The organism is Mucilaginibacter sp. PPCGB 2223 (assembly GCF_001705515.1).
Taxonomy (GTDB): domain Bacteria; phylum Bacteroidota; class Bacteroidia; order Sphingobacteriales; family Sphingobacteriaceae; genus Mucilaginibacter.
This window is the reverse complement of record NZ_MDJS01000001.1, coordinates 611,042-635,372: the sequence shown is the minus strand read 5'-3', so window position 1 is coordinate 635,372 and position 24,331 is coordinate 611,042. Positions and strand designations below refer to the sequence as shown.

The 24,331-nt window shown below is 48.3% G+C and carries 17 protein-coding genes; 8 read left to right on the top strand and 9 right to left on the bottom strand.

What is annotated here, in order from left to right:
* Positions 1–24 precede the first annotated feature (24 nt).
* Positions 25–1,449: an amidohydrolase family protein gene (locus BEL04_RS02440; RefSeq protein WP_065999815.1), complete on the top strand. Its 1,425-nt coding sequence runs from the start codon at positions 25–27 to the stop codon at positions 1,447–1,449.
* Positions 1,450–1,504: 55 nt separating this feature from the next.
* Positions 1,505–2,032, top strand: a complete 528-nt coding sequence (locus tag BEL04_RS02435; RefSeq protein WP_139112898.1) for an HdeD family acid-resistance protein — start codon at positions 1,505–1,507, stop codon at positions 2,030–2,032.
* A 25-nt stretch (positions 2,033–2,057) separates the two neighbouring features.
* Here the strand turns inward: BEL04_RS02435 and BEL04_RS02430 are convergent, their stop codons facing one another.
* The 4 genes from BEL04_RS02430 to BEL04_RS02415 form a co-directional block, all read right to left on the bottom strand.
* On the bottom strand, positions 2,058–3,299 hold the full coding sequence (locus BEL04_RS02430) for a hypothetical protein (protein ID WP_065999811.1): 1,242 nt from the start codon (positions 3,297–3,299) through the stop codon (positions 2,058–2,060).
* 14 nt (positions 3,300–3,313) lie between these two features.
* Positions 3,314–5,200 (bottom strand): alpha-L-fucosidase, encoded by a 1,887-nt coding sequence (locus BEL04_RS02425; protein ID WP_065999806.1) that lies wholly within the window; start codon positions 5,198–5,200, stop codon positions 3,314–3,316.
* Between the two features lie 99 nt (positions 5,201–5,299).
* A complete protein-coding gene (locus BEL04_RS02420) occupies positions 5,300–6,499 on the bottom strand; it encodes a S9 family peptidase (protein WP_083227729.1) in 1,200 nt (399 codons plus the stop codon).
* Between the two features lie 7 nt (positions 6,500–6,506).
* A complete protein-coding gene (locus tag BEL04_RS02415) occupies positions 6,507–8,561 on the bottom strand; it encodes a discoidin domain-containing protein (RefSeq protein ID WP_175403982.1) in 2,055 nt (684 codons plus the stop codon).
* A 253-nt stretch (positions 8,562–8,814) separates the two neighbouring features.
* Here BEL04_RS02415 and BEL04_RS02410 point away from each other — a divergent pair, with 253 nt between their 5' ends.
* The 6 genes from BEL04_RS02410 (at position 8,815) to BEL04_RS02385 (ending at position 18,059) form a co-directional block, all read left to right on the top strand.
* Positions 8,815–9,396 (top strand): RNA polymerase sigma factor, encoded by a 582-nt coding sequence (locus tag BEL04_RS02410; protein WP_065999797.1) that lies wholly within the window; start codon positions 8,815–8,817, stop codon positions 9,394–9,396.
* A 93-nt stretch (positions 9,397–9,489) separates the two neighbouring features.
* On the top strand, positions 9,490–10,464 hold the full coding sequence (locus BEL04_RS02405) for a FecR family protein (RefSeq protein ID WP_065999792.1): 975 nt from the start codon (positions 9,490–9,492) through the stop codon (positions 10,462–10,464).
* A 7-nt stretch (positions 10,465–10,471) separates the two neighbouring features.
* On the top strand, positions 10,472–13,933 hold the full coding sequence (locus BEL04_RS02400; protein ID WP_065999789.1) for a SusC/RagA family TonB-linked outer membrane protein: 3,462 nt from the start codon (positions 10,472–10,474) through the stop codon (positions 13,931–13,933).
* Positions 13,934–13,945: 12 nt separating this feature from the next.
* Positions 13,946–15,514: a SusD/RagB family nutrient-binding outer membrane lipoprotein gene (locus BEL04_RS02395; protein ID WP_065999787.1), complete on the top strand. Its 1,569-nt coding sequence runs from the start codon at positions 13,946–13,948 to the stop codon at positions 15,512–15,514.
* Positions 15,515–15,552: 38 nt separating this feature from the next.
* The gene (locus tag BEL04_RS02390) at positions 15,553–17,142 is read left to right on the top strand and encodes a DUF5689 domain-containing protein (RefSeq protein WP_065999785.1); all 1,590 of its coding nucleotides are present in this window, start codon (positions 15,553–15,555) and stop codon (positions 17,140–17,142) included.
* A gap of 65 nt (positions 17,143–17,207) precedes the next feature.
* The gene (locus BEL04_RS02385) at positions 17,208–18,059 is read left to right on the top strand and encodes a metallophosphoesterase (RefSeq protein WP_065999783.1); all 852 of its coding nucleotides are present in this window, start codon (positions 17,208–17,210) and stop codon (positions 18,057–18,059) included.
* 3 nt (positions 18,060–18,062) lie between these two features.
* On the opposite strand, the gene BEL04_RS02380 is transcribed toward BEL04_RS02385, so the two are convergent.
* The 5 genes from BEL04_RS02380 to BEL04_RS02360 all read right to left on the bottom strand — a co-directional run bounded on the left by BEL04_RS02380 (position 18,063) and on the right by BEL04_RS02360 (position 24,321).
* Positions 18,063–18,881 carry a heparin lyase I family protein gene (locus BEL04_RS02380; RefSeq protein ID WP_065999782.1) on the bottom strand — a complete coding sequence of 273 codons (819 nt, stop codon included), beginning with the start codon at positions 18,879–18,881 and terminating at the stop codon, positions 18,063–18,065.
* 16 nt (positions 18,882–18,897) lie between these two features.
* Positions 18,898–20,457: a putative Ig domain-containing protein gene (locus BEL04_RS02375; protein WP_083227727.1), complete on the bottom strand. Its 1,560-nt coding sequence runs from the start codon at positions 20,455–20,457 to the stop codon at positions 18,898–18,900.
* Positions 20,458–20,493: 36 nt separating this feature from the next.
* Entirely contained in the window at positions 20,494–21,921 is a 1,428-nt protein-coding gene (locus tag BEL04_RS02370; protein ID WP_065999780.1) for an alpha-L-fucosidase, read from the bottom strand.
* Between the two features lie 226 nt (positions 21,922–22,147).
* Positions 22,148–22,840: a fasciclin domain-containing protein gene (locus BEL04_RS02365; protein ID WP_065999779.1), complete on the bottom strand. Its 693-nt coding sequence runs from the start codon at positions 22,838–22,840 to the stop codon at positions 22,148–22,150.
* A 23-nt stretch (positions 22,841–22,863) separates the two neighbouring features.
* Positions 22,864–24,321, bottom strand: coding sequence for a RagB/SusD family nutrient uptake outer membrane protein (locus tag BEL04_RS02360; RefSeq protein WP_065999777.1), 1,458 nt, complete (start codon positions 24,319–24,321; stop codon positions 22,864–22,866).
* Between the last annotated feature and the right edge of the window lie 10 nt (positions 24,322–24,331).

Sequence of the window (24,331 nt, the reverse complement as noted above, 5' to 3'; positions counted from 1 at the left end):
TTGCAAATTCGCTAACCTGGCCTTATGAAACACAGACTGTTTTTCCTTACGGGGATACTATTCGCGGTAACGTCTAAAACTTTGGCGCAACAATTTGCGCCGTCCGTAGCGCTATACATCAAAGTAAATACGCCCACTGTAGCCATAACCAACGTGACATTGATTGATGGCACCGGTAACCCGGCCAAACAGCACCAAACGGTTGTTTTTAGTAATGGCAAGATAACCCAGGCTGGCGATAGCAAAACGGTAACCGCACCGGCGGGCGCACAGGTGATTGACGGCACAGGCAAAACGCTGATACCCGGTCTGGTGATGCTGCACGAACACATGTATTACACCGTGCCTGCAGGCAACCTGTTCAATGTGGCCGAAATGCCTTTTTCCTTTCCGCGTTTGTACCTGGCAGGTGGCGCAACCACCATACGCACGGCAGGCAGCATCGAGCCGCAAACCGACCTGGCTATTAAGCGTTTTATCGCCGAGGGTAAGATGCTCGGACCGGATATGGATGTCACCGCGCCCTATATCGAAGAGCAGGGTTATGATATCCCATCCATCAATATTGTAAAAGGCCCGGCCGACGCGGCAGCCACCGCCAATTTTTGGGCCGACCGTGGCTGCACCTCGTTCAAAATGTATGTACATGCCACCAGGGCCGATATGGCGGCCGTTGTACGCGAAGCGCATAAGCGCCATATGAAAGTTACCGGGCATATCGGTGCGGTTACCTATCGCGAAGCTGCCGAAATTGGCATGGACGATCTGGAGCACGGCTTTATGGCCTGCTCCGATTTCGACAGCGTAAAAGTTGCCGACCAGATCAATGATAACGAAGAACGGCAGTCGCTGTTAAAACTCGATGTGAACAGCCCGAAGATGACCGAGCTCATCAAATTCATGATCGGCAAACACATGGCGCTCACTTCTACGCTTACGGTATTTGAACCCAATACCGGCCGCGAAATGGTACCCGGCGGCGGTGAAGCCGCATTGTTGCCTGAAGCCAAAGAAATAGTGCAGCGCAGGTGGGAAGCTGCCCAAAACCGCGACCAGGCAAGCGCCAGCCTGTTTAAAAAAGAACTGGCCTGGGAAAAGCAATATTACGACCTGGGCGGGTTGCTGGTGGCCGGCACCGACCCTACGGGCGCAGGCCGCGTGGTGAGCGGCTACTCCAATCACCGCGAGATCGAGCTGCTCACCGAAGCCGGTTTTACGCCCGAGCAAGCCATCAAAATCTGCACCCTGAACGGCGCCGTTTACCTCGGTCGGCAAGCGGATATAGGTACCATAGCCGTAGGCAAAAAAGCCGACCTGGTACTGATGAACGGCGATCTGAGCCAGGATATCAAAAACATCCGCAATACAGAACTGGTGTTTAAAAACGGTGTGGGTTTCGATTCGCAAAAGATATTCGATTCTGTGAAGGGGCATGTCGGCATGAATTGAGATCGCACCTAAAACTATTTGGCTGCTAAACAGTTATTCCATAAATTTTTTGGTTGTGGAAATTACGGTCGACCGCAGTATCAGGCATTGGTGGGTATTTGTTTTACGGGGCGCATGCTTCTTTTTCCTGGCTATATATTTGTTTGGCTCACCCGAAAATGCCCTGCAGGTAATGGGTTACCTGTTCAGCCTGGTTATCCTGTTTGCCGGCCTGACCGAAATATTCCATGCTTATAACGATGTGCTATCGCCTGTGCGGGGCTGGTATTGGATCATCGGCATCGTGGATATTATCCTGAGTATCGTGCTTTTTAGCCATGTGGGCGCAAGCATAATTATTCTGCGTATCATACTTGGCCTTTACATCCTGTTCCGCGGTATTTCTATTCTGAGCTTCCGCGGATCGTTCGGGCGCAGCTGGTGGGTTACCATCGGCGGGTTGGTCGTTTTTATTTTCGGTTTGATCGTACTGTTCAACGCCGGTTTCGGCAATATGACGATGGTAACCTGGACGGCCCTTGCCTGTTTACTGATGGGTTTGCTCAATATCCTGTTGGGGCTGCGGATGAAGCCAAAGAACTAACACAGCGCCAAAGGTCATCATCTTCTTACAAACCTTTCAGATGCCTGCGGTTCTTTTCCCAGAGCAGGCGGGCGGTTATTTGCGGCGATTGGGCGATCTTATTGGTTTTTATTTCGATACTGCCAATCAGCTGGTATGCATCCGGGCGTATACCGGCCCAGTAAATGTATTCATCGCGTACATAGTCGTCACCGCCGCCGTGGCCCGTGCCGGTTGTACCGTCAACCCTTCCGGCAAATTTACCATCCTTTACGGTGCCCAATACCACATCGATATACGTATTGGCAAAGGGCAGCAGGTCGCTTGGCTTTAAGCCGTACAGGTTGCTGTTGTAGGCCAGCACCAAACCTTCCGAATCATAAGCAAAATGGTTGGTATCTTCGGTGCCGCGTGGTTGTGCAAGCGAATAGGGATAAATCCGGCAATCCGAGCCCATGGCCGACCGGTTTGGGATCGCGGTACTGATAAACCAATCGATATTGGGTTTAGCAATGGCGATATATTTTGCCAGGCGTGCCGGGTCATCATTCAAAACCTGGTGGCATAAAGCCAAACGCGTAAAGCCGTCGGTCAATAACCAGGCCTGGTTCCATGGCGCGGGCTCGTTAGCCTTATAAGTATTGGGCGCACCCGGGAAATAATAACGGTTATGATCATTGGTGCGGATAAAATGCGGGATGATCCAGTTATCGATCACATAATCGCCTTCGGTAATGTATTTCAGGGCGCGTTCTTTATAAGTAGCGCCGAAATTGTTCGGATCGCCGATAGTTACCTTATCATTCCAGATAGCCGGTGTTTGCAGGATAAGATAAGCGCAATAAGCCATGTGCCCTAAAGTAGCGCCTTGCTCTACCCCCGCCCCGGCAGGCAGTTTACCCGGCGCAGACGAGGGCCATACCGGTTCAACTTTGCCTGTCCAGCACATCAGTTTCCCGCCTTTTTCGGCAGGTAAAATATCATCCCGGCCGGATAAGGCGTCATCGCTCAGGGCGATCATCTTATCCAGTATCTCCTTGTCGTGCGATACTTCGTACATCAGCCCGCAGGCTTCTGTCAGCTTGCCCGGGTTGCCGAAAACCCAGCCGTTACCACTGTCAGGCGGTGGCAGTTCGAGGTTGCGTATATGGTTTTTAAAAGCGTTTATCTCGTTTTGCGTTACCGAACCGCTCAGGCTTTCAATGATCATCGGGCTGCCTGCCGGCAGCGGTTTGAAGGATGCGCAACAAAACGCTAATAACAATACCAACAGCCTGTTTGCTTTCATGATGCTTAAATTGATCAGTTTACGGGTATCAGGTGAACTTCAAGCAGCTTCATCAGGTTAGCTTTGCTGATTTGCTGTGCATTTAGCTGCAGGGTATGCGTGCCGGGCTGCAGGTTTACCGTGCCCATCTCCTCTTCTTTTACCTCTTCTTTAGTTGCCGATTCAGCTTTTCCGTTCTTTACCAGGTCGCCCAGCTTCAGCTCATAAGTACCTTCGTCGGTATTATCGGCCAGGTATTTCAGCACTACCCTAAATTTAGCAGGTTGTATGAGCCTGAAATCCCACTGTATGTGCTGATCGGTGCTCTTCCATCCGTCAACGTAATAATGATTGGTTTTACCATCGCCAAAACCAAAGCCTTTACCCATTAGTTTAGCATCAAAAGCCAGTAAATGATTGGCTATAGCTGCTGATGCAAGCCTAACCGGGTCGGTTTCTATCTCACCCCTGGTTTCCAGCACGATTACCGTGTTGACGGCATCCGGGGCCTGTGCGGGCACTTTAATAGCCATATCCAGCGGATCGATGCGATCAAAGCTTAATGCTTTCTTTTCAGGATCGGTCAGTAAATAAGCTTTCGCAATATTGCTCTTCAGGCCGCCAACCACCAGGCTGCCGTTTGCCGGCCAGTTAAATACATGCAGGTACAACAGGTTGCCTTTGCGGGTTGATACGCCCCAGCTTTGAAAAGGCAGCGGGGTTTTGGTAGTTTGATAAATGCTTACCGAATTTTTGTCCATCCATTTGCCGATGCCGTTCAAAATGGCTTTGTCTTCAGGCGCAAACTCGCCATCGCCCATCGGGCCGATATTCATCAGCAGGTTGCCACCGCGCGAGGCAGCCTTAGCCAACAGTTGAATAAAAAAGCTAACAGGTTTATGGCTTTTATCGAATTTTGAGTATCCGTACGATTCGTTGGTTGTCGGGATGGCTTCCCAGTCGCCTTCCACAGGGAAGAACTCAGCGGGCCTGTCGGCAGTATTTTGATAATCGCCCATTTGCAAACCACCACCGCCACGTGCTAAACGGCCGTTCACTACTACATTCGGATCGGTTTCGCGGATCGCTTTCAGTATACGGATATTTTCGGAAAGAGGTAGCTTTTGCGGGGTATCGAACCATAAAATATCCGGATGGTATTTGCGGATCAGCTCCTTGATCTGCGGGATAGCTTTGGTGTCTACATAATTCACCGCTTTGGGCAAAAGCTCAGGGTGTATATCATACCAGTCGCGCCCGCCGAACAGGTTCAGATCGCCGCCCGGGTTCTGATAATCCCAATCGTTGCCCGGCGCATCCGGATGTTCCCAATCGAACGCATGCGAATAATAGAAGCCGAATTTGAGGCCGTATTTTTTGCAGGCAGCCGAAAGGTCAACCATCGGATCGTGCTTCCAGGCAGTTTGTTTGACCACGTTATAGTCCGTCACATCCGAGTTAAACATCGCAAAACCGTCGTGATGTTTCGATGTAATGATCATATACCGCATACCCGCCGCTTTGGCCGTTTTAACCCAGGTATCGGCATTAAACTTTACCGGGTTAAACTGATGTGCCAGCTCCAGGTATTCGGCACGTGGTATCTTTTCCTTACGCATCAGGTGCTCGGCGTAGCCGCTTACCTGTTTGCCTTTCCACTCGCCGCCGGGCAGCGAGTAAATGCCCCAGTGGATAAACATGCCGAAACGCGCCTCGCGCCACCATTGCACACGGGCCTCATGCGTTTTCATCGACTCTTTCCACCAACCGTTCTTTGCCTCGTCAATTGCCTTCTGATCGCGGCCGGTGGCCTTGTTGGCCATGGTTTTATCCTCGTCGCCTTTGTTTTGTGCTTGCGCGATGTTTAGGCCCAGGCTCAGGATAGAGAGCAGCAGGTACGGTATACCGTTTTTTAATTTCATATAGATATTTGTAAGATATGATAAGCTAAGCTACCAATGGTGCGATACATAGAATTCAATGATATTTACAATTTATTCTGCCGAATCGTAGAAAGATTGCTATTTAACAAACATAACTTCACCGGACGACTGCAACCCCCGGTTATCAGTTACCGAAACATACCACATGGTTGTACCCAATGGCAATACGGCAGCTGTTACACGGTTATTGTTCAGCACGGCTTCGGCCGATTCCCATTTCCGGTTCATCAACACGCTGGTCGTATCACAGGTAAAGTTTAGACAGGCCTTCACTACCGGTGCATGAATCTCGATTTTAGCGCTTACCCCTCTACCGGCGCGTTCAGATTTTTCTATCTTATTCAGCGGCGTAGTTTTATTGAGATAGCTGTTGATAAACGCAAATATCTCCCCATTGTCCCAGCCTGCGTGATGGCTGTGTTTTAGCCCGATCTTGATGCAAATATTTTTATCCTTTACCAGGCTATAAGTTTTCGAATAGCTGCCGAGGTAAAAATGCGGATCGTTAGCTCCATTCAAAAACAGTATCGGCATTTTGGCTTTGCCGATATAGTTCGACGGATCATATTGGTTTACCCAGGTTTGCCTGTCTTGATCATTTAGTTTTAGCAATTCTTTTCGCATCGAGCTGTTCTGCAGCAGGTAACCGCAACCGTAAACAGGCACGGCTGCTTTGTAACGGTCATCCACACCCGATAACAGGCAGGTAATAATGCCGCCCCAGCTTATTCCTGTTAAAGCTGTGCGGTTCACATCAACTTCGGGGAAACTCCTGATCAGGTTATGCGCCAGTATTACGTCGGCCACAGCCTGGAACATCCATTGTTCGCTTACCTGTGGTGTGATCGTAAAATAAGGAGTCAGCGCGTTAGGCTCATCAAAGCCACCATCGATATGTTTCTTGCCCGGACCATTGCCGCGCGTATCCATCGCAATGGCCGCATAGCCTTTCTTCGCCCACATTATTGCCCATTCGCGAAAAGCTGCTCCGCCACCGCCATGAACCAGCACCACAGCGGGCAGGTTTTTATCTTTCGAGCGGTCGCCGCTCAAGGTGCCCGGAGTAGCGTAATAAGCAAACACGTTTTGCGTTTTATTTTTATAGAGCAATCCCTCGTAAATAATACCGATAGCCGAGTCGGTACTTACTGTTTTGTACGATGGCACATCATATATGCCTTTCACGTCCCACAAAGTGCCTTTTATTTGCGCTTTTGTTTGATATGCAGATACAAGCAATATCAGAATCAGTATTGTTTTAATGATATACTTCATCATCCTCAAATTATTTGGTAGGCTTAACCAGGTATAAACCAAAATCGCTGATGGCCGGGTATGCTGATGATTTCAGGACGGTCAGCCTTACCTTCCACACCGTTGTTTTGGGAAAACGGGCTATCTTGTTCTGTCCGACGGCTGTTCCCCGGGCAAGCAGTTTCCAATCGCTGTTAACCTGTCCCTCAACCTTGTATTCCTGCACATGTTCAAGGCCTTTCGGCTCGCTTATCTGTAAAGTGTTTATGTCAACCGGGCCCTCCATGTCAACTTCAAGGTAGGGCGTGGCAGCATTATCATTTGCCGCCCAATATGTTTGTGAACTCCCGTCGAGCGCCTTATCGCCGTTATATTTCAGGCTGTTTTCGCGATTACCGCTGGTATTCACGGGCCGGTGGAATGCCTCGTCCTTACCCAGATCCTTATCTATCAATACAGGCACATACTGCGGCTTAACCTGTTTGTTTTTAAACTCTGTTATACTGTTTGAGCTATAGCCGATGTTCTTCAATGCCTGCATCCCTAAACGTTCTTTCAATTGTGCCAGGTACAAACTTTGTATGGCCACCGGTTTATTGTGCGAATCAAATGTTCCTTCGGGCTCAATTGGTGCGCTGTCGAATAAGCGCGCAGTTTGCTGGCGGGTACCTATGCAGCCGATGGCCCAATTGGTTGCGCCTGGTGGATTCTGAATAATATACGTTTTAGCGATACAATTCCAGGCAACGGCCCAGCCCATCGTCCAGCCGTGGCCCGAGCCTGCCACGCCCCGGTTCATAAAATCGATACCCCCATCAGGCACTGTGCAATTATCAACCAACATGCCGGTGGCCCAGCGCTGATGCGGCTGTATGCGGCTGCCCAATCCTGTAAAGGTGCAGTTGAGCAGCACATTCGGCCCGGGCACCAGTACCGATGTCCACACAAAATAGGTATTGCCGCCGTTTATCTCACAACGGTCAATCAGGTTCTGGCTGCCTTCCAAACTAAAATCGGTTGGTTTTGAGGCGCCCAGGTTAGTATAGGTGTGTTTTACCACAACATGCTCCATGGTAATGCGGTTACCTGCGAGCACAGTGGCATTCATGGTTTCTTCGCACAAAACATCTTTTACCCAGCAATCATCGCCCCCTACGCGTATGGCCGAATAAGGTGCATGGCCGTAATCGCTCTCCAATGGCGGGCATTGGATATGCAGGTTTTCGACACCCACCTGCGTAATTCGTTGTGAGGGTTCTGCTTTGGCGACCGTAGTGCTGGTTGCGCCTAAATATCGCGCGTCATAACAGTCGGATACCGGTATATTAAGCGCTAATTTATTACCCGTTATCGCGACTATTTTACGCCTGATAACACCCTGCCGTGTTTTAGCTATCCAGGTTTCCTTTTTGCCATCGCGATACATGTCATCCATCCGCATAAAATGCACCCAGGCATCGGTAACCGGGCGGCGGATGATCACGGTATCGCCCACCACAAATGCTTTGGCATCGGCAACCGAAATGATATTAGTGCCCGCAGGCACATAAGCATCTGTAATATAGGTTTGCGTCGAGGCTATTTCTCCGTCGTCAGCTTTTTCGGTGCTCCCCAGCCTGATATTGGTATTGTTCCTGCCGATAATAATGGCCGCATGCGGGTTGCCGGTCATGTGTATGGTAGTGCCGTTTTTATCCATTCCGCTGCCCTTTAAAATCACGCCGCTTGCCGACAGGATGATCGGGCCCGAACAGGTATAATTACCGGCAGATAACAGCACCGCTCCGCGGGATCCGTTAATCATCGGCATAGCGGCAACTTCCTCGATAGCGGCCTGTATTTGCTGCAGGTCATCAGCGCCACCCGATGGTTTTATAATTTTCTTTACCGCAATATTTGGCAATGCCACGCCTCCGCCCATATACCCTGCGTACGAAAAATCCATGATACGGTCGCCGCTTGCGGTTGTTTTGTAAGTGAGCTTTCCGTTTTTACCGGGGTGTACCCATTGGCTTTGCGGTTTGGTTTGTGCTGTTAAAACAAGGGGCAATATCGTTAAAAGAATGTTGAGTATCGCTCGGTTCATGATCGTTGATAATGTTTGGGCGCGGTTACGCCGACCATTAACAAAATAACCGATAAACGATCTGTGGTTAGTAAATGATAATGGCAATTTACTATGTTGGATAAACACACCTGTTAACTGCCGTCGGATAATTTAAGTCTCCAACAATGGCCTGGCATAAATATGTGTAACCTTTTCGTGACCGTATCTTAATAAATATTTAACACAATGTTTTTATTTCAGCAATATACCGCCGGTTACTTTTGTTGTTACAATGATCACAGAAAATATGCCAGTTTTGAGCACGCTGGACGGTTTTAAAAGCATATTTAAGGAGAATTATTCCCCCCTTTTCCGTTACGTTAACGGCATAGTGAAAGACGATGCCCTGGCGAAAGATGTTCTGTCTGATCTTTTTTTAAATCTCTGGCAGGAAAAAGACCGGCTAAGGATCAATAACATCAAACCCTATTTGTTCCGCGCGGCAAAAAACGGCGCATTGGGGGCGCTTGCCTCACGTATCCAAACCCTGTCTATTAACGACGACTTTTTTGATATCCCGTCGGACACTTTCACGCCTTTCGAAAAATTCGTGGCCAAACAATCCATCGTCATTGTCGAGGGGCTGATCAATAAACTGACACCCCTGCGCAAGCAAATTATCGAACTGCGTTTGCTGGGACTCAAATACACCGAAATAGCCGAAGCGCTGGATATCCCCGAAAAAAAGGTCGAATATCACCTGCGCGAAGCTATCGAGCAATTAACCAGGGCCATCAGGCATACCAACCTGGATAAGGCCACTGTAGCCGGCGGCCTAACGATGGTTACCCTGCTTTTCGCGATGTTAAAGTAGTTTTCTCTGCCCCTGCCATTATTAACAAACATTTAACAAACACTTAACTATTTCTTTTGGTGAAAAAGGGCGGTTTGCTGCTCTTCTCTGCAAATGACTACAATAAACTGGGAACTTTTAATCAACTACATTAACGGCAATTGCAATCGCCATGATGCTGAGTTGGTACAGAACTGGTGCGATGAGCAGCAAGAGAACCTTTATCTCTTAACCTATCTCGAACGCCGGCGGGCCGAACTGCAACAACCGCTTAAGCAGACCGATATCGACGAACAGTGGCTGCGCCTGCTAAGCAGGATGTTTCCCACCGGCCAAAGCATTACCGGCAGGGCCAACCCTTTAAAACCCTTTTGGTTTATAGGTCTGGCGGCAAGTTTATTACTTGTGAGTGCGCTGGGTTGGTTTTATTATAAAAATTCCTTAGCCACCGATCAGCTGCAGATAGTGCAAACCAATGCCAACACCCGCAACAGGGTTACGCTGCCCGATGGTACATTGGTTTACCTTGCCCCCGATTCAAAATTAACTTTCAATGGTTTTGGCGGCGAAAAACGGGAAGTGAATTTATCAGGCGAAGCTTTTTTTGATGTAAAGCACCTGGTCAACAATCCGTTTATCATCCATACCGAAGAGCATTTATCGGTTACGGTACTGGGTACTTCGTTCAACGTTTTCGTCCGCAAACACCTCAACCCCGAAGTAAAAGTGGCGACGGGTTTAGTGGGCGTAACAACTACCGGTCAACACACCCATTTCCTCAAAGCCGGCGAACAGCTCACCAGCAATGTCGACAGTCATCTCGTGAGTATCAAAACAGTAGTCGCCAAAGATGCCTCGGCATTACAAAGCGGCACCCTGTATTTCGACAACTGCGATGCGAACGAGATAGCTCAGAAAATAGAACGCTGGTATAGCATTAAAGTAAAGGTTTTGCCTGGCGCAAAAAATGCCCGCCGTTTTAGCGGCGAGATGAAAGACAACGGAGTTGCCGAGCTTTTAAAAGGCTTGAGCTACGCAACCGGTATCCGCTATCAATTTGAAAAAACAAACACACTACTCTTATTCTGATTTGCTTATGAAACAATTTAGACTACAACTAATCCCAAAAACGGTTCCCCTGCTGTTACTTTTCTGGCTGTGCTCGTTACAGCTGGTAGCGCAGGTAAAGATGCCCGCACAATTCAGCTTTCAGCAAAAACGCCTCACCGTCCAGTCAATTGCCGACAAACTTAAAAGCAATTATGGCCTCCGGGTTTCATTTGATGCCGAAGTGAACATGCAACAGGTGATCACCTTTACTTCGGAAAACATTTCCTTCGATAACCTGGCACTTGCTTTAGAGCAGCAGGCAGGTATAGGTATGAAAAATATCGACGGTAACATCGTGATCAAAAAACTCGAGATAATTTCGGTAAGCGGTACTATATTCTCTTCGGACGATAAACAGCCGCTGACTGGTGTAACCATTACCGATGCCGGTAAAAAATACCTCGGCTCAACCGATGTTGCCGGCAGGTTTTCGGTACGCATTCCGCGCGGCTCATCCATTAACTTATCGATGGTTGGTTATACCCCGCAATCGCTGATTTATAATAACAGCGTTGCCGCTTTAACCATTACCATGATGATATCCAGCTCGACGCTTAACGAAGTGCAGATCACTACGGCCCTGGGTATCAAGCGCGATGAAAAGGCCTTAGGTTATGATGTAACCGTTGTTAAAGGCGAACAACTGACTGACGCGTTATCATCCAACTGGAGCGATGCGCTTGAAGGCAAAGTAGCAGGTTTGAACCTGGTGCGTTCAAATGCGGGCCCGACAGGCACCAACAAGATCATCCTGCGCGGAGAGAATAACCTCACGGGTGATAATGAAGCGCTCATCGTGGTCGACGGTGTGGTGATCAACAACGGCAGCGGCAGGCGCACGGCTATCTCGGGCGAACAAACTTACGGCACCGGCAGTGATAACATGCCTGCAGATTATGGCAGCAGCATTGGCGACATTAACCCGGAGGACATTGAAACCGTAAGCGTTTTAAAAGGCCCCGCAGCAGCTGCATTGTACGGACAGCGTGGTGCCAACGGTGCTATCATCATCACCACCAAATCGGGGTCGGTACATAAAAAAGGCATTGGTATCACATTCAACTCCAACGCGTCAATCGAACAGGTTAACCGCTGGCCCGATTTTCAATACGAATACGGCCAGGGTTTGGGTGGCGCTACTTATTATTCGTACGGCGCAGGGCCTGATGGCGCAAGCACCAGCGGCACAAGCTCGGCTTATGGCCCAAAATTCGACGGGCAGATGTTTTACCAGTTCGACCCGGTAACGCAGGCCCAGGGCAAAACCCGTACGCCATGGGTAGCCTATCCTAACAAGATTCACGATTTTTTCAATACCGGTAATACTTTAACCAACTCGATCAGTATCGACGGTGGCTCGGATAAAACGACTGCCCGTTTTTCGGCAACCAACGTTTCCAATAATTGGATCGTGCCAAACACCGGCTACGGCCGCAACACCATATCAGCGTCTATCAACTCAAAAATGAGCGATAAGCTGACCATCACTACAAAAATCAACTACCAGAATAAATTCAGCGCTAATTTACCCGGCGCCGGCTACGGTAACCAGGCCATTATGTACTGGTTTATCTTCTGGCAGCCAAATGCCGATATCGACTGGCTGAAAAACTACTGGAAGCTTGGTCAAACCGGCCGTGTAATCGAATATCCTTACAGCTCTTTCCCCGAAAACCCTTATGCCGTTGCTTACGAATTTATCAACAAATCCAACCGGAACGCGGTCACCGGTAACGTACAGGCTACTTACAGCATTACCAAGGAGCTAAACCTGCAATTACGCTCGTCGATAGATATGTCGTACGAGAACCGCTCGCAGGATCGGCCTTACAATGCCGGTACCAAATATCCTAAAGGCTCATACCGCACACAGGATATCTTTTCGCAAGAGGTTAGCGCCGATTTCCTTTTGCGCTATAACAAAGCCATTGGCCGAAATTTCAACGTCACCGCCACGGGCGGCGGCAGCGTGCTAAAGAACACCTTCAGGGAAAACGAGATACGTGCCGATTCGCTCACCTTCCCCGGGATATACTCACTGGCTAACAGCGCCGGTCCGCTGGTTGTTAACCCCGGTACAACGCCATACTATACCCAATACGCCATCAACAGCTTTTACGGTGTAGTTTCTGGCAGTTATAAAAGTATTGTGTTTTTGGATGTTACCGGCCGGCAAGACTGGAACAGTGTTTTGGCCACATCGCAACGTACCGATAATGTAGGCTTCTTTTATCCTTCGGTAAGCGGCAGCTTCATCCTTTCGGATGCGGTTAAATTGCCCGATTTTTTCAGCTACGCTAAATTACGCGCTTCTTATTCGAGCGTGGGCAGCGGCGGAACCACACCTTACCGTACATCATTTGCTTATGTATCTGCAGGCAGTACCTACTCCGGCGGTTTGCAGAACCCCAACACATTGCCAAACGTTAACCTCGAACCATTGCGTACCGAAACCTATGAAATTGGTACCGATGTGCGTTTCTTTAAAAACCGTTTAGGTTTCGATCTCGCCCTGTACTCGGGCAATACCAAAAACCAGATCCTGAACCGAATTATCGATCAGTCATCAGGATATGGCCAGGCAGTTGTAAATATCGGTAAAGTACAAAACAAAGGTATCGAGCTGGCTGTAAACGGCACACCGGTACAAGGCGGCTCAAAAGGCTTAACCTGGATGACTAACTTTACCTTTTCGGCCAACCGCAACAAAATATTACAATTATCGGATAGCTCACTGGTGTTATTCTCGGGCCCGACAGGCGGCGGGCAGATTGTTGCCAACGTGGGCGGCAGCATGGGCGATCTTTACGGCCGCGGTTACATGCGTGCTCCTGATGGCCAGGTGGTGTTCGATTCGAAAACAGGCGTTGCCCTGCTTTCGCAGAACCTGGTATACCTGGGCAATACCCAACCAAAATGGAAAATGGGCATCAGTAACGATTTCCGTTTCCGCGGCTTCCATTTAAGCGTGTTGTTCGATGGTCAGTACGGTGCCGTAGCATACTCGCTCACCGCCTATAAACTGGCCGAGCAGGGTAAAACCACCAACACCTTACCAGGCAGGTACGGCGGTATCATTGGTAACGGTGTGGTGCAAAATCCAAACGGAACCTATCGAAAAAACGATGTAATCGCTACCGATATCGACCAGTACAACCAATCCAACTTTGGTGTCAATAATGCCGAGGGCGCAACCTTTAGTACCAACTTTATCAAATTGAGAGAGGCCCGCTTAGATTATACCGTACCGGTAAAATGGACCACCCGTGTTGGTTTACAGCGTGCAACCATCGGCGTGTACGGCCGCGACCTGTTCATCTGGACAAAATGGCCCGGGTTTGATCCCGAATTCGGTACCATAAACGGATCGGACATTGTGCAGGGCTTCGAGATCGGCCAGTTCCCGTCAACCCGTACTATCGGCGCCAATTTAATTATCACACTTTAATCAGCTATCACCATGAAAAAAAATATTTATAGTGCGATTTGTATCATCATGTTGCTGGCCGGCCTGCAAACGTCATGTAAAAAGGGTTTTGAAGATTTAAACACAAACCCTAATACCACACCCAATGCCTTGCCTCAGCAACTGCTTGCTCCGGCCCTGGTTAATACATTAACAGTTAACATGCTGCGCAACCGTTCATTTAACAACGAGCTGATGCAGGTTACCGTAGCCGAAACCGATGGCGAAGGTGCAGTGTTCAGGTACGACATCAAAAATACCTGGGGCGATTATACCTGGAACGGCTGGTACCAGCAATTAACCAATTTCAAGGATCTGTATAAAATTGCAAGCCAGCCGCTTACTTTAAACAAAGGATACCAGGGCATATCGCTCATCTGCCAGTCGTGGATCTATTCGATGCTCACCGATACATACGGCGATATACCTTACTTCCACTCGAACGAGGCCCGCGACAGCCTGATCTACGAGCCGCCCTTCGATCGCCAGAAAGATATTTACCTGGATATTTTCAATCAGTTGGAAACCGCAAATACTTTACTGAATGGCGCTGCCAACGTAGTGGGATCGAGCGACCCGGTTTTTAACGGTAACTGTGCCGAGTGGCGCAAACTGGGCAATTCGCTTTACCTGCGATTGCTGCTCCGCCTGTCGGGCAAAGCCGAAGTATCGGCACAATGTATCGCACAGATCAAAAAAATGATCGATACCAGCCCCAGCTCATATCCTGTTATGACCAGCAATGCCGATTGCGCTATTTTACGCTGGACAGGATCAGGCTACCTCACCTCGCCTTACGTAAATAACGTTCGCGAACAGGACTGGCGCTCACCTGCCATCGGCCTGTTCTTTATCAGCCACCTGGTAAACTGGTCAGATCCGCGTATCAATATCTCAACTTTTGCAACAAGCGGGTTCAACAGGTGGGGAATTGCACAGGGGCCCAACGGTTTCGATGGTGTGCCAAGCGGTTATTCTCCCGGTAACCCGCCGACAAAAGAATCATATTTTTATTCAAATACCTCGGCTGTTTCGTTAATGAGCGACCCGATGACCGGGATGATCATGAACTACTCCGAAGTACAGTTCATCTTAGCGGAAGCTTCGGTTAAAGGCTTTATTACCAGCGGATCGGCTCAAACCTATTGGGAAACCGGCGTTTTAGCCGGCTTAACCTTATGGTTGCCAACCTGGCCAAACCCGGTTGCAGCGGGTGTACCTTCACCGGCGCCAACCACTGCTTCAACTGATTTCCGCAATTATCTCACAGGTGCCAACATATCGTGGAACGACTCCGAATCGGTTGATGCCAAAATGGAGCGCATCCATTTACAAAAATACTACGCTTTGTTTTTGGAAGATTACCAGCAATGGTTCGAGTTCCGCCGCACCGGTCACCCTGTATTGCCATTGGGGCCAGGGCTGCTTAACAACAGTGTAATGCCTGCGCGCATCACTTACCCGCTGTATGTACAATCGGCCAACCCAACTAACTACAAAGCAGCCGTGGCGTCGCAAGGGCCGGATGTGATCAGTACACAGGTTTGGTGGCAAAAACCATAATTAACGAATGCGTTTTAAATTAATAAAACCTTATTAAGATGAAAAAAACAATATTTTACGCGCTTTTGCTATCGGTAGCATTTACCTGGGCCGGTTGTGGTAAGTCTAATAATTATCCGGGCGGCACGGTTAGCCCTTACATCCCGATCTACGATCTGCGTAACCTGTACAAGGGTTCGGATGTGCCGTTAAACACCAACAACATGTACGGTTGCGACAAGGTAACCGGTTTGGTAGTATCCGATTATACGGGCAATAACCTGCCTTCGGGATTGCTGATACTGCAGGATCACCGTCGTTTATCATTGCTTCGCGGTATAGCCATAAACATTGGTGCAGATGCTTCAAAATACCTGTCGGGCGATTCAGTAATTGTAACTATCGCGGGCGGTACTTTATCAAGGATCAACGGTACCCTGCAGATCACCAATGTGCCTGCCAGTGCAGTAACCAAAGTATCAAGCGCTAACGATATCGCGCCTAACCGTGTCCCGGCGAGTTCGATATTGAAAGACCCGTCGACCTACGAAAGCACCCTGGTGGATATCGTTAAAGGTGGTTTCGACCCGCTGCCTACGCCATCCGATACCTATGCCGGCGACAAAATTGTTAACGATGGTTTTGATAACATCACCCTGCATACCGAGGCAAACGCAACTTTCGCAGGCAACCCGTTACCCGGTACCGCTAATTTTAACGGCGTAGTATTTACTTCGGTAGATGCCAACAATACCCTGATACCGCAGGTACGTATGCGCAAAGCCGACGACGTTCAGATACTCAGCTCGACTATCAACGTTACGCCAATTGTGGTTGCAGGCTTCATTAACGATGTCATCGGCAGCGATGGCAATTACGAATACATCCAGTTATTAGCCACCCAGGATATCAACTTCACAACTACACCTTATTCGGTAGTGGTTACCAATAACGCAGGCGCCTCCACTCCTGCCGGTTTCCCAACAAATGGGTGGGCAACAGGCGGTGGTTCGGTAGCCAATGGTTCGGTAGCTGCCACTACTTTCCGTACTTTCAAATTCAACTTAACTTCGGGTACAGCAGCCAAAGGCACTTATTTCTATGTGGGCGGCTCAGCTAAAATGATCAATGGTTCAGGTTCGACCAGCATGGCATCATCAAACTGGATCAGGGCATTTAACTACACCACCACCGATGGCGATGGCTTCGGTATCCGTAACGGCGGTTTCTTTGCCAACAGCGGTAACGCTTTTGGTATGGCTGTATTCTCCGGCATCAACGTAACCAAGGATAGCACCCCGATCGACGTGGTATTCATCGGTTCGGGCGGTTCGCTGTTCCAGGCCGGCAACCCACCGGCAGGCTATAAAATTGCCAATAACGATTTTTATGACATTATTAACCCTATTACATTGGCGTCTCAGCCGTACTACCGTCAGGGTTCGAACACGCTTTGCTTTGCCTACACCACTCCTGCCGATCTGGGTTATTTTTACAAATTGGGCGGTGTATACAACCCACGCTTAGGTAAATGGGTTAAAGCGCGCAGCCAGCAAAACATTATCCTGACCAAAACATCTGCCATAACCGAAATTGAGGGCGAGTTCCCGGTAGGTTCGGGCATTGTGGCAACAACATTGGCAAATTAAACACACTTGTTTGAAAAGCGGATCGGATTTATCTCACCGGTCCGCTTTTTGATAAAAACACTATCATGAGCAGTCGTAAAGATTTTCTTAAATCAAGTATAGTTTGTGCCGCAGGTTTGAGCCTGCTGCCGGCTATCAATACTTTTGCGGGGCAGCCGGTACATCAGCATCGTTCATCTGCAGGGAAATTTAAACTGCGTTTTGCCCTGGCGTCCGACGGGCATTACGGGCAGCCGGACACCGATTCGGACGGCTTTTACAACGACCTGGTCAAATGGCTGAACAAAGAGCATCAGGTCAATCATTTAGATATGGTCATCATCAACGGTGACCTGGTACATAACCGCCCCGACCTTCTACTAAAAGTAAAACAGACTTACCTGGACAAACTGCCTGTGCCTTATTACACTATCCCGGGCAATCACGATTTTGCAGATGCTGCCGTATGGAAAAACGTGTTTGGCTACGAGGATAAATATGTGGTAGATAAAGGTGACATCGGTTTTGTGTTTGCCAATACCGCCGATACCAAAGGCGGTTACGTTTGCCCCGACGGGGCTTTCCTGAAAGCTTCTTTAGAACAGTTCAAAGCCAAACCCATCGTATTCGTCATCCTGCATATCCCGCCGCACCAATGGTTGCCTGAAGAGAAAACCATTTTTGTAGATTGCCCCGAAATTGTAGAACTGCTGCACAGTTATCCCAATGTAAAAGCGGCATTGCATGGGCACGATCATAGTTTAGACGGTATCCGCTATACCGGCAAACTTCCCCATCTGTTCGACTCGCATTTCGGTGGTAACTGGGGGACGGCTTACAAAGGTTACCGCATTGTGGAGGTAGGCGTGGATAATAAAATATCAACCTACCAGGTAAATGCAAGCCAGAACCCGATGCTCAATAGTTTTACCTTTTAATGGTTATTCAACGTTCTTTATAGAGAAATAGGCAAATTTCAGGTCCTCATCCCTGATGTACGACGGGGTTTTTAAGCTGCGGTATATCCCCCATTTCGGGCGGCAGAACGAAGTACCGTTTCGCCACAGATCGATATCCGGGTTACTGTAACTTAACAAAACTTTTCCGTCACTTACCCTCACGATCTCGATGCTGTAGGTACCATGGGTATCGTACTTTAATTTTTCGATCGCCTTTACCCATTGCCCCTTAAAATCAGCCAAGTCGACGCTTTTTAAAACGCCCTGGCTGGTTTCTTTACCCGAGCCGGTATGGATCACTTCCATTTTATCGGGGTTACCAAAGCGTGGCGTCAGGGTGACCACCGGCGCTCCTGCATCACCATCACCGGCCTTGATCTGATGAATATGGGTAAAGCTCGGCTGGGCTTTAAAATTACTGTCTAACTTAAACTCCCATTCATACTGCACGGTTTTGCCCTGCTCGCCTTTAACTTTCTTGTCCGACGGGCCGTACGTTTTGATCTCGTTGCGCTGGCGGTCAAAACTATGGCAACGGTCATTATCTATCGCTGCATGGATATGGAATACGAATACCCATTGCTTCAATTGCTCATCATAAGCTTCAGTTATATGTTTTACAGGGTGCACACAATCCGGCACTTCGTACGCCGTACCGCCTAATACTTTGCTGATCTGCTGGTAGGCGTCTTCGCCCCCACCATTTGCCTTTAAAACTACCTGTGCGTGTAAACCCGGCGCAGTTAAAAAAAGCAGCCCGGCTAACCAGGCTGCTTTTACTAAACAATTATTAACATTCATTTTATGAGTTCTCTTTTTATTTTGCTTTACGCAGACTAACCAAAACCACGCCATGCTGAGCTACGTCGGCTTTAAATTCACCCTCAAAGGTGCCCAGGTCCTTCTGGCGCCACAGATCGCGCACAATATATTTCCCGGTTATTTTCAGATCGGCCCAGTTTAATACCACCTGTTTGGTTCCCTCGTCGCCGGGATTGAACAGGCCAACCGCCTTCGAACCATCTTCCAGGTCTTTAGCCATTACACCGGCATCGCCCTGGCGCGAAATTACGGTAGCCTGTTTACCCAATGCATCCTGGTTAAGTGCCAAAACTTCGTCGTTAGTTAATAAGCTTAAGGTAAAGGCGTCGAGCTTGGTGAGATCGCAACCCAACAGTAACGGTACCGACATCAGGCACCAGGCACTAACGTGTGTGTATTGCTCATCAGCCGTGAGGTTGCTTGGATGATAATCCTTACCCCAGCCAACAACACCTACAACCATCATATCGGGGTCATTCCAATGACCCTGACCCGCATAGGGTTCCCACTTGTCCTGTGAGAACAAGCGAGGCTTTAAACTTTTCCAGCTATCGCGGATATCACCACCGGTACGCCAGGTGTTCGACACTTTCGACAGGTCGCCGATCGAAGCAAACGGCGTGCTGTTCGACAGGCTGAAAACGATATCGCGGCCGCTTGCCCGTAACGCGTCGAACATTTGTTTGGTTTCGGGCAGTTCGATCGGGTTCCAATCGTATTTCAGGTAATCCACTCCCCATTGGGCCCATTGTTTTACATCCTGATCTACAAACATATAGCTACCTATCTTATACGGGAAAAGCTTTTTGTTGCGCGGCACTTTATCGGTTTCGGGCGTACGCACAAATGTACCCTCCGGGTTATCGGCCGAACCGCCGACATGATGGCCGTACGATTCGATCCATGGGGTTGAGTATATACCTATTTTTAAACCCATGGCATGGATCTCGTTGCTGGCTTTCTGAATATCCGGGAAAGTTTGAGGATTAGGCTGTATCGCATGAAACTCACCCCCTCTTTCGCCCTGCCAAACATCATCGATGTTCATATAGCTCCAGCCATGATCAATCAGTCCCGATGTTACCATCGCCCTGGCATTGGCCAGCAACAAGTCTTCGGTAACCTTGGTGGCATAGATATTCCAGCTGTTCCAACCCATTGGCGGGGTAAGGCATATATTCTCGCCAACCACAATCTTAAGCGGGCGCTCGGCTTTACCGGCATTATTTTTAGCTGTAATTTTAATTTCGTATGTCCCGGGCTTATCAACCGCACCCGAAAAACGGCCGGTATTTTTGTCGAATCTTAGCCCTTTTGGTAATTTACCCACTTCAAATTGCACCGGTTTATTGCCCGATACCGGTACCGTGAATAAAACCGGATGCCCGGGGCGGACGCCGAATATTTTAGGCCCATTGATATGCGGCTCCGGTCCGGCTTTCGGAGTGAGTATATAAGCGCTGTTATCTGTTACAGCAGTTTGGGCGTTAGTAATTTCCGGGGCCGCTAAAACGCATATCAAAGCAAGGCAGGCCGGCAGTTTTTTTATGGTCATTATTCAGATAGTGATCTAATATTTATAAAATTATAATTAGTCGATCGAACCCGACTTCATTGTACCTTTAGGTGTTACATTGTCAGCACCAACGGTGCCTTTTACTTCGAGTTTAATTACCGATGCAATTTTGTCGGGAGCGTTCGCAGGTACGTCAACAATCACACCGTCACCCTCTTTTTGTGATTTCAGGGCCGCGCCATCAGCAAGTAATTTAGCTGATAAAACCTCATTTTTTAAACCTGGAACAACTAATTTACCATTAGCGGGCCAGTTAAATACCGATAGGTATAAAGTTGTTTTATCCCCTTCAATTTTTTTGGTGCAGCGCCCCCATGATAAAACAGGCAGCGGGCTTGCAGTAGTGGCATAAATAGCCTCGCTGTTCACCTTCATCCACACGCCGATCGCTTTCAGATCGTCGATGCTGCCTTGTGGGAACTGGCCAAGCGGGTCGGGACCAACATTCAACAGGTAGTTACCGCCTTTCGACGCGATATCGCACAGGTTGTGTATCAGTGTTTCAGGAGATTTCCATTTGTTATCATAACTCTTATAACCCCATGTACCATTCATGGTCATGCAGGTTTCCCAATCCTTACCATCCAGTTCGGCAAGGCTCGGTATTTTTTGTTCAGGTGTTTTGGTATCGCCGGGGAAGTTAGGGCGTTTCAGCCTGTCGTTGGTAATGATGTTGGGTTGCAGCGCTAAAACAGCGTTCAGTTTTTCGGCATACTCATCCGTCATACCGGTCGGGGTATCCCACCATAATACAGCTACATCGCCGTAATTGGTCAGTAACTCTTTAACCTGCGGCACGGCTACCTTGTCGATATACTCACCCATAGTGGCGGTAGTCTGGTACGGATCCCAATGCCCGCTGTGCTCTTTGGTGTAGGCATCTATCTTAGCCGAATCCGGGTTAGGCCAGCCTTCGGCTGCCACTTTACGGGCTACAGCGCCGCCCGGGTTGTTCCAGTCCTGCGCTTGTGAGTAATAAAAGCCCAGTTTAATACCATATTTTTTACATGCGGCGGCCAGCGGTTTTAATACATCTTTACCGTAAGGCGTTGCGTCAACGATGTTCCATTTGCTTGCATTCGATTTAAACATGGCAAAACCATCGTGATGTTTGGCCGTGATCACAATATATTTCATACCGGCATCCTTAGCCATACGCACCCATGCATCGGGGTCGTATTTAACCGGGTTAAAGTTTTTGGCTGCCGCCTGATATTCGGCTACCGGGATTTTACCCCGGTTCATGATCCACTCGCCGCCATGGCCAACTTCGTGGCCCTTGTACATGCCCGCCCACTGCGCATAATCGCCCCAGTGGATAAACATACCGAAGCGTGCTTCGCGCCACCATTTCATCCGCTCATCGCGGCTTAACTTTTTTTGGGCAAATAATGTAGTAGCACACAACATAAATGCCATCAAAACTGATAGTATCTTTTTCATAAGTTCTTAATTTCTTTGTTTTTTTGATGTATGAATAACGCATTTATTCGGTTTGCTTTGTTAGCTGTAATTTACCTGTTGTTAAGTAATATTAGCATCGTTTGTAACATATGGCTTTACATTTTGCAGTAGCCCCGGTAACCAGCCGGGGCTTTTGACTTACTGCATTTTAACCCGTAACCAATCGGGTGTGAAGGACATCAAACACCTGTTTAAGATGTTTCTATTATTTGGTTTGATAGAATAAAACCCTGTCGATAACTTGGATAGCGCCATTAGTTGGCAAAATATTGCTTGTACGCACGGTTACGTAAGCTACCGAATTCGAAAAATCGTTTAACCGCAACGGGTAGTTCTGATCGTCGTTTACCCGGAGCAGCATGATCGATGTGGGATTTAGCGGATCGTAGCCCTGCGGTTCCAGCGTATTACCGGTTACGTTGTTGGGCCCAAGGTTGTTGAATGAGTATGCCCCCTGCACAATAAGATACAACAGGTAGTTTTTAACCTGATCTTTCGGATAATCGCTCCATTTGGTACCGGGCTTGCCGTTAACAAGGTATTTGCCAAAAAAACAGTCGGTTGTTATGGTAGGCACCTTATTAACTACTGTAGTACGGTAAATGGCATCGTTGTGTAACAAGATGAACGTGCGATCCGGCTTGATATATTCGTTAGTATCAATGCCCGAGTACTCTATAGCCTGGCGCATCAGCTTAAATATGGTGTCTTTACCTGCATAGTTATAACTCCTGGTTTTAATATAATCCCAGGTAGTCATGTTGATATGCGGATCGAGCACGTAGTGTTGATAGTCGGCATTTTCCTGGTACTTTAAACCGGCCAGGTTACAACCCGAAAAGGCAAATATCGCTACCGATAAAAAAAGACCAAAACTTATATTTTTTAACTTTTTCATAATCTGTCTTCAAATGATGTTTATCAATATGGTGGATTTTGGGTCAGTTTGGTATTGGCGTTCAATACGTTCTGGTTAATTGGCCAGTATATTTTACGTGGGTCGCCAAAACCTGTTGCCGGAAAGCCTTTGGCTATATCCCTCTGATTGATGAGCGGTGTCATAGTGCTGATGATGATGCCGTTGCGTTGCAAATCGAACCAGCGTTTAGCCTCGCAGAACAACTCGATCTGGCGTTCTTTCAAAATTCCGCTAAAGCCATTATACAGGGTAGATACACCATATAGCATAGCGTCGGCTGTAGGGAAATCGGTAGCCTTGTAAGCGGGCAGGCCGGCGCGGGTATGCACCATGTTCAGGTAAGCCAGGGCATTGGTCAGGTCGCCGGTACGGTTAAGCGCTTCGGCACGCATCAGGTAGATATCGGCCAGGCGGTACAACGGGAACAACAAGTTTGCCTGGGGTGAGTTAGGATAGATCTGGTTACCGTTTTTATCCAGGTTAACTGCATAGTACTTCAATATTTTGTCATGATTACTCACTTTAAAATCAACCGTTTGCGCACCCCTTATATCGGCAGTAGTGGTGGTGTAATACGACCATAAAGCCGGGTCGACAGCAAAATCACTGTTGGTGTCGCCTGCGCCGATCTCGGTCGAGGTTTTGTTGCCGCCGTCAACTGTAAAATCCCAGTTCAGGCTCCAGATACACTCTTTAGTGTTTGATGGCGAAATGAAATTATTTTTCCAGTTAGCAGTGGCTTCGAGGCTGTACCTGTTCAATTTAAACAGGTTATCGCACCATTTGATAGCGTTAGCGTAATCCTGGTTGTACATGTACACATCCATCAGTATGGCGCAAATACCGCCGATGTTCACATTCCACACCACGTTAGCAGTCGGATCGGCCAAACTGTAAGCGTTAAGCAGGTCGGGCAATATCTCAGTGCTTACAATATCTGCGGCCGGTGTAACGCCTTTATATGGATCAGTACTTTGATTTTCATAGGGTTCCGTCCATAATGGCACATTACCCCAAAGCCTGATCAGCCAGAAATAGCAATACGCCCTGATACTGTAGGCTTGTGCCAGCAGGTCTTTAGATTGGATGGGATCCATGCCGCCAATGGTAGGAATGTATTTGATGGCAAAATTAGCACGGCTAATGGTAGCATAGATCAATGTCCAGTCGGCGCCGTTTGTAGTTGGTGTTAATGAGTTGATACATAAAGGCAATCCATCGTTATAAGTTGGGTGATAGGTTAAATTATCACTCCGGCCATCGCCCCAGTAAATGTATTGCGAGTTGAACATATCCTGCAAGCCATCGTACAAACCGGCCATACCTGCTTTGGCGTCATCAGGTGTTTTCCAAAATTTATCGGCTGCCAGTTGACTTAATGGTGGCTGATCCAACAGTTTTTTGCAGCCAAACGTTGATGCCAATATTATCAAAAAGGAGATCTTAAATATCTTTTTCATAAAGGTGCTT

Bases quoted from the DNA above. Each gene is read 5' to 3' on its own strand.
- BEL04_RS02425 (WP_065999806.1), bottom strand. From the start codon at position 5,200: ATGAAATTAAAAAACGGTATACCGTACCTGCTGCTCTCTATCCTGAGC.
- BEL04_RS02390 (WP_065999785.1), top strand. From the start codon at position 15,553: ATGAAAAAAACAATATTTTACGCGCTTTTGCTATCGGTAGCATTTACC.
- BEL04_RS02365 (WP_065999779.1), bottom strand. From the start codon at position 22,840: ATGAAAAAGTTAAAAAATATAAGTTTTGGTCTTTTTTTATCGGTAGCG.
- BEL04_RS02360 (WP_065999777.1), bottom strand. From the start codon at position 24,321: ATGAAAAAGATATTTAAGATCTCCTTTTTGATAATATTGGCATCAACG.
- BEL04_RS02420 (WP_083227729.1), bottom strand. From the start codon at position 6,499: ATGATGAAGTATATCATTAAAACAATACTGATTCTGATATTGCTTGTA.
- BEL04_RS02440 (WP_065999815.1), top strand. From the start codon at position 25: ATGAAACACAGACTGTTTTTCCTTACGGGGATACTATTCGCGGTAACG.
- BEL04_RS02415 (WP_175403982.1), bottom strand. From the start codon at position 8,561: ATGAACCGAGCGATACTCAACATTCTTTTAACGATATTGCCCCTTGTT.
- BEL04_RS02400 (WP_065999789.1), top strand. From the start codon at position 10,472: ATGAAACAATTTAGACTACAACTAATCCCAAAAACGGTTCCCCTGCTG.
- BEL04_RS02375 (WP_083227727.1), bottom strand. From the start codon at position 20,457: ATGACCATAAAAAAACTGCCGGCCTGCCTTGCTTTGATATGCGTTTTA.
- BEL04_RS02430 (WP_065999811.1), bottom strand. From the start codon at position 3,299: ATGAAAGCAAACAGGCTGTTGGTATTGTTATTAGCGTTTTGTTGCGCA.
- BEL04_RS02380 (WP_065999782.1), bottom strand. From the start codon at position 18,881: ATGAATGTTAATAATTGTTTAGTAAAAGCAGCCTGGTTAGCCGGGCTG.
- BEL04_RS02410 (WP_065999797.1), top strand. From the start codon at position 8,815: ATGATCACAGAAAATATGCCAGTTTTGAGCACGCTGGACGGTTTTAAA.
- BEL04_RS02395 (WP_065999787.1), top strand. From the start codon at position 13,946: ATGAAAAAAAATATTTATAGTGCGATTTGTATCATCATGTTGCTGGCC.
- BEL04_RS02370 (WP_065999780.1), bottom strand. From the start codon at position 21,921: ATGAAAAAGATACTATCAGTTTTGATGGCATTTATGTTGTGTGCTACT.
- BEL04_RS02385 (WP_065999783.1), top strand. From the start codon at position 17,208: ATGAGCAGTCGTAAAGATTTTCTTAAATCAAGTATAGTTTGTGCCGCA.
- BEL04_RS02405 (WP_065999792.1), top strand. From the start codon at position 9,490: ATGACTACAATAAACTGGGAACTTTTAATCAACTACATTAACGGCAAT.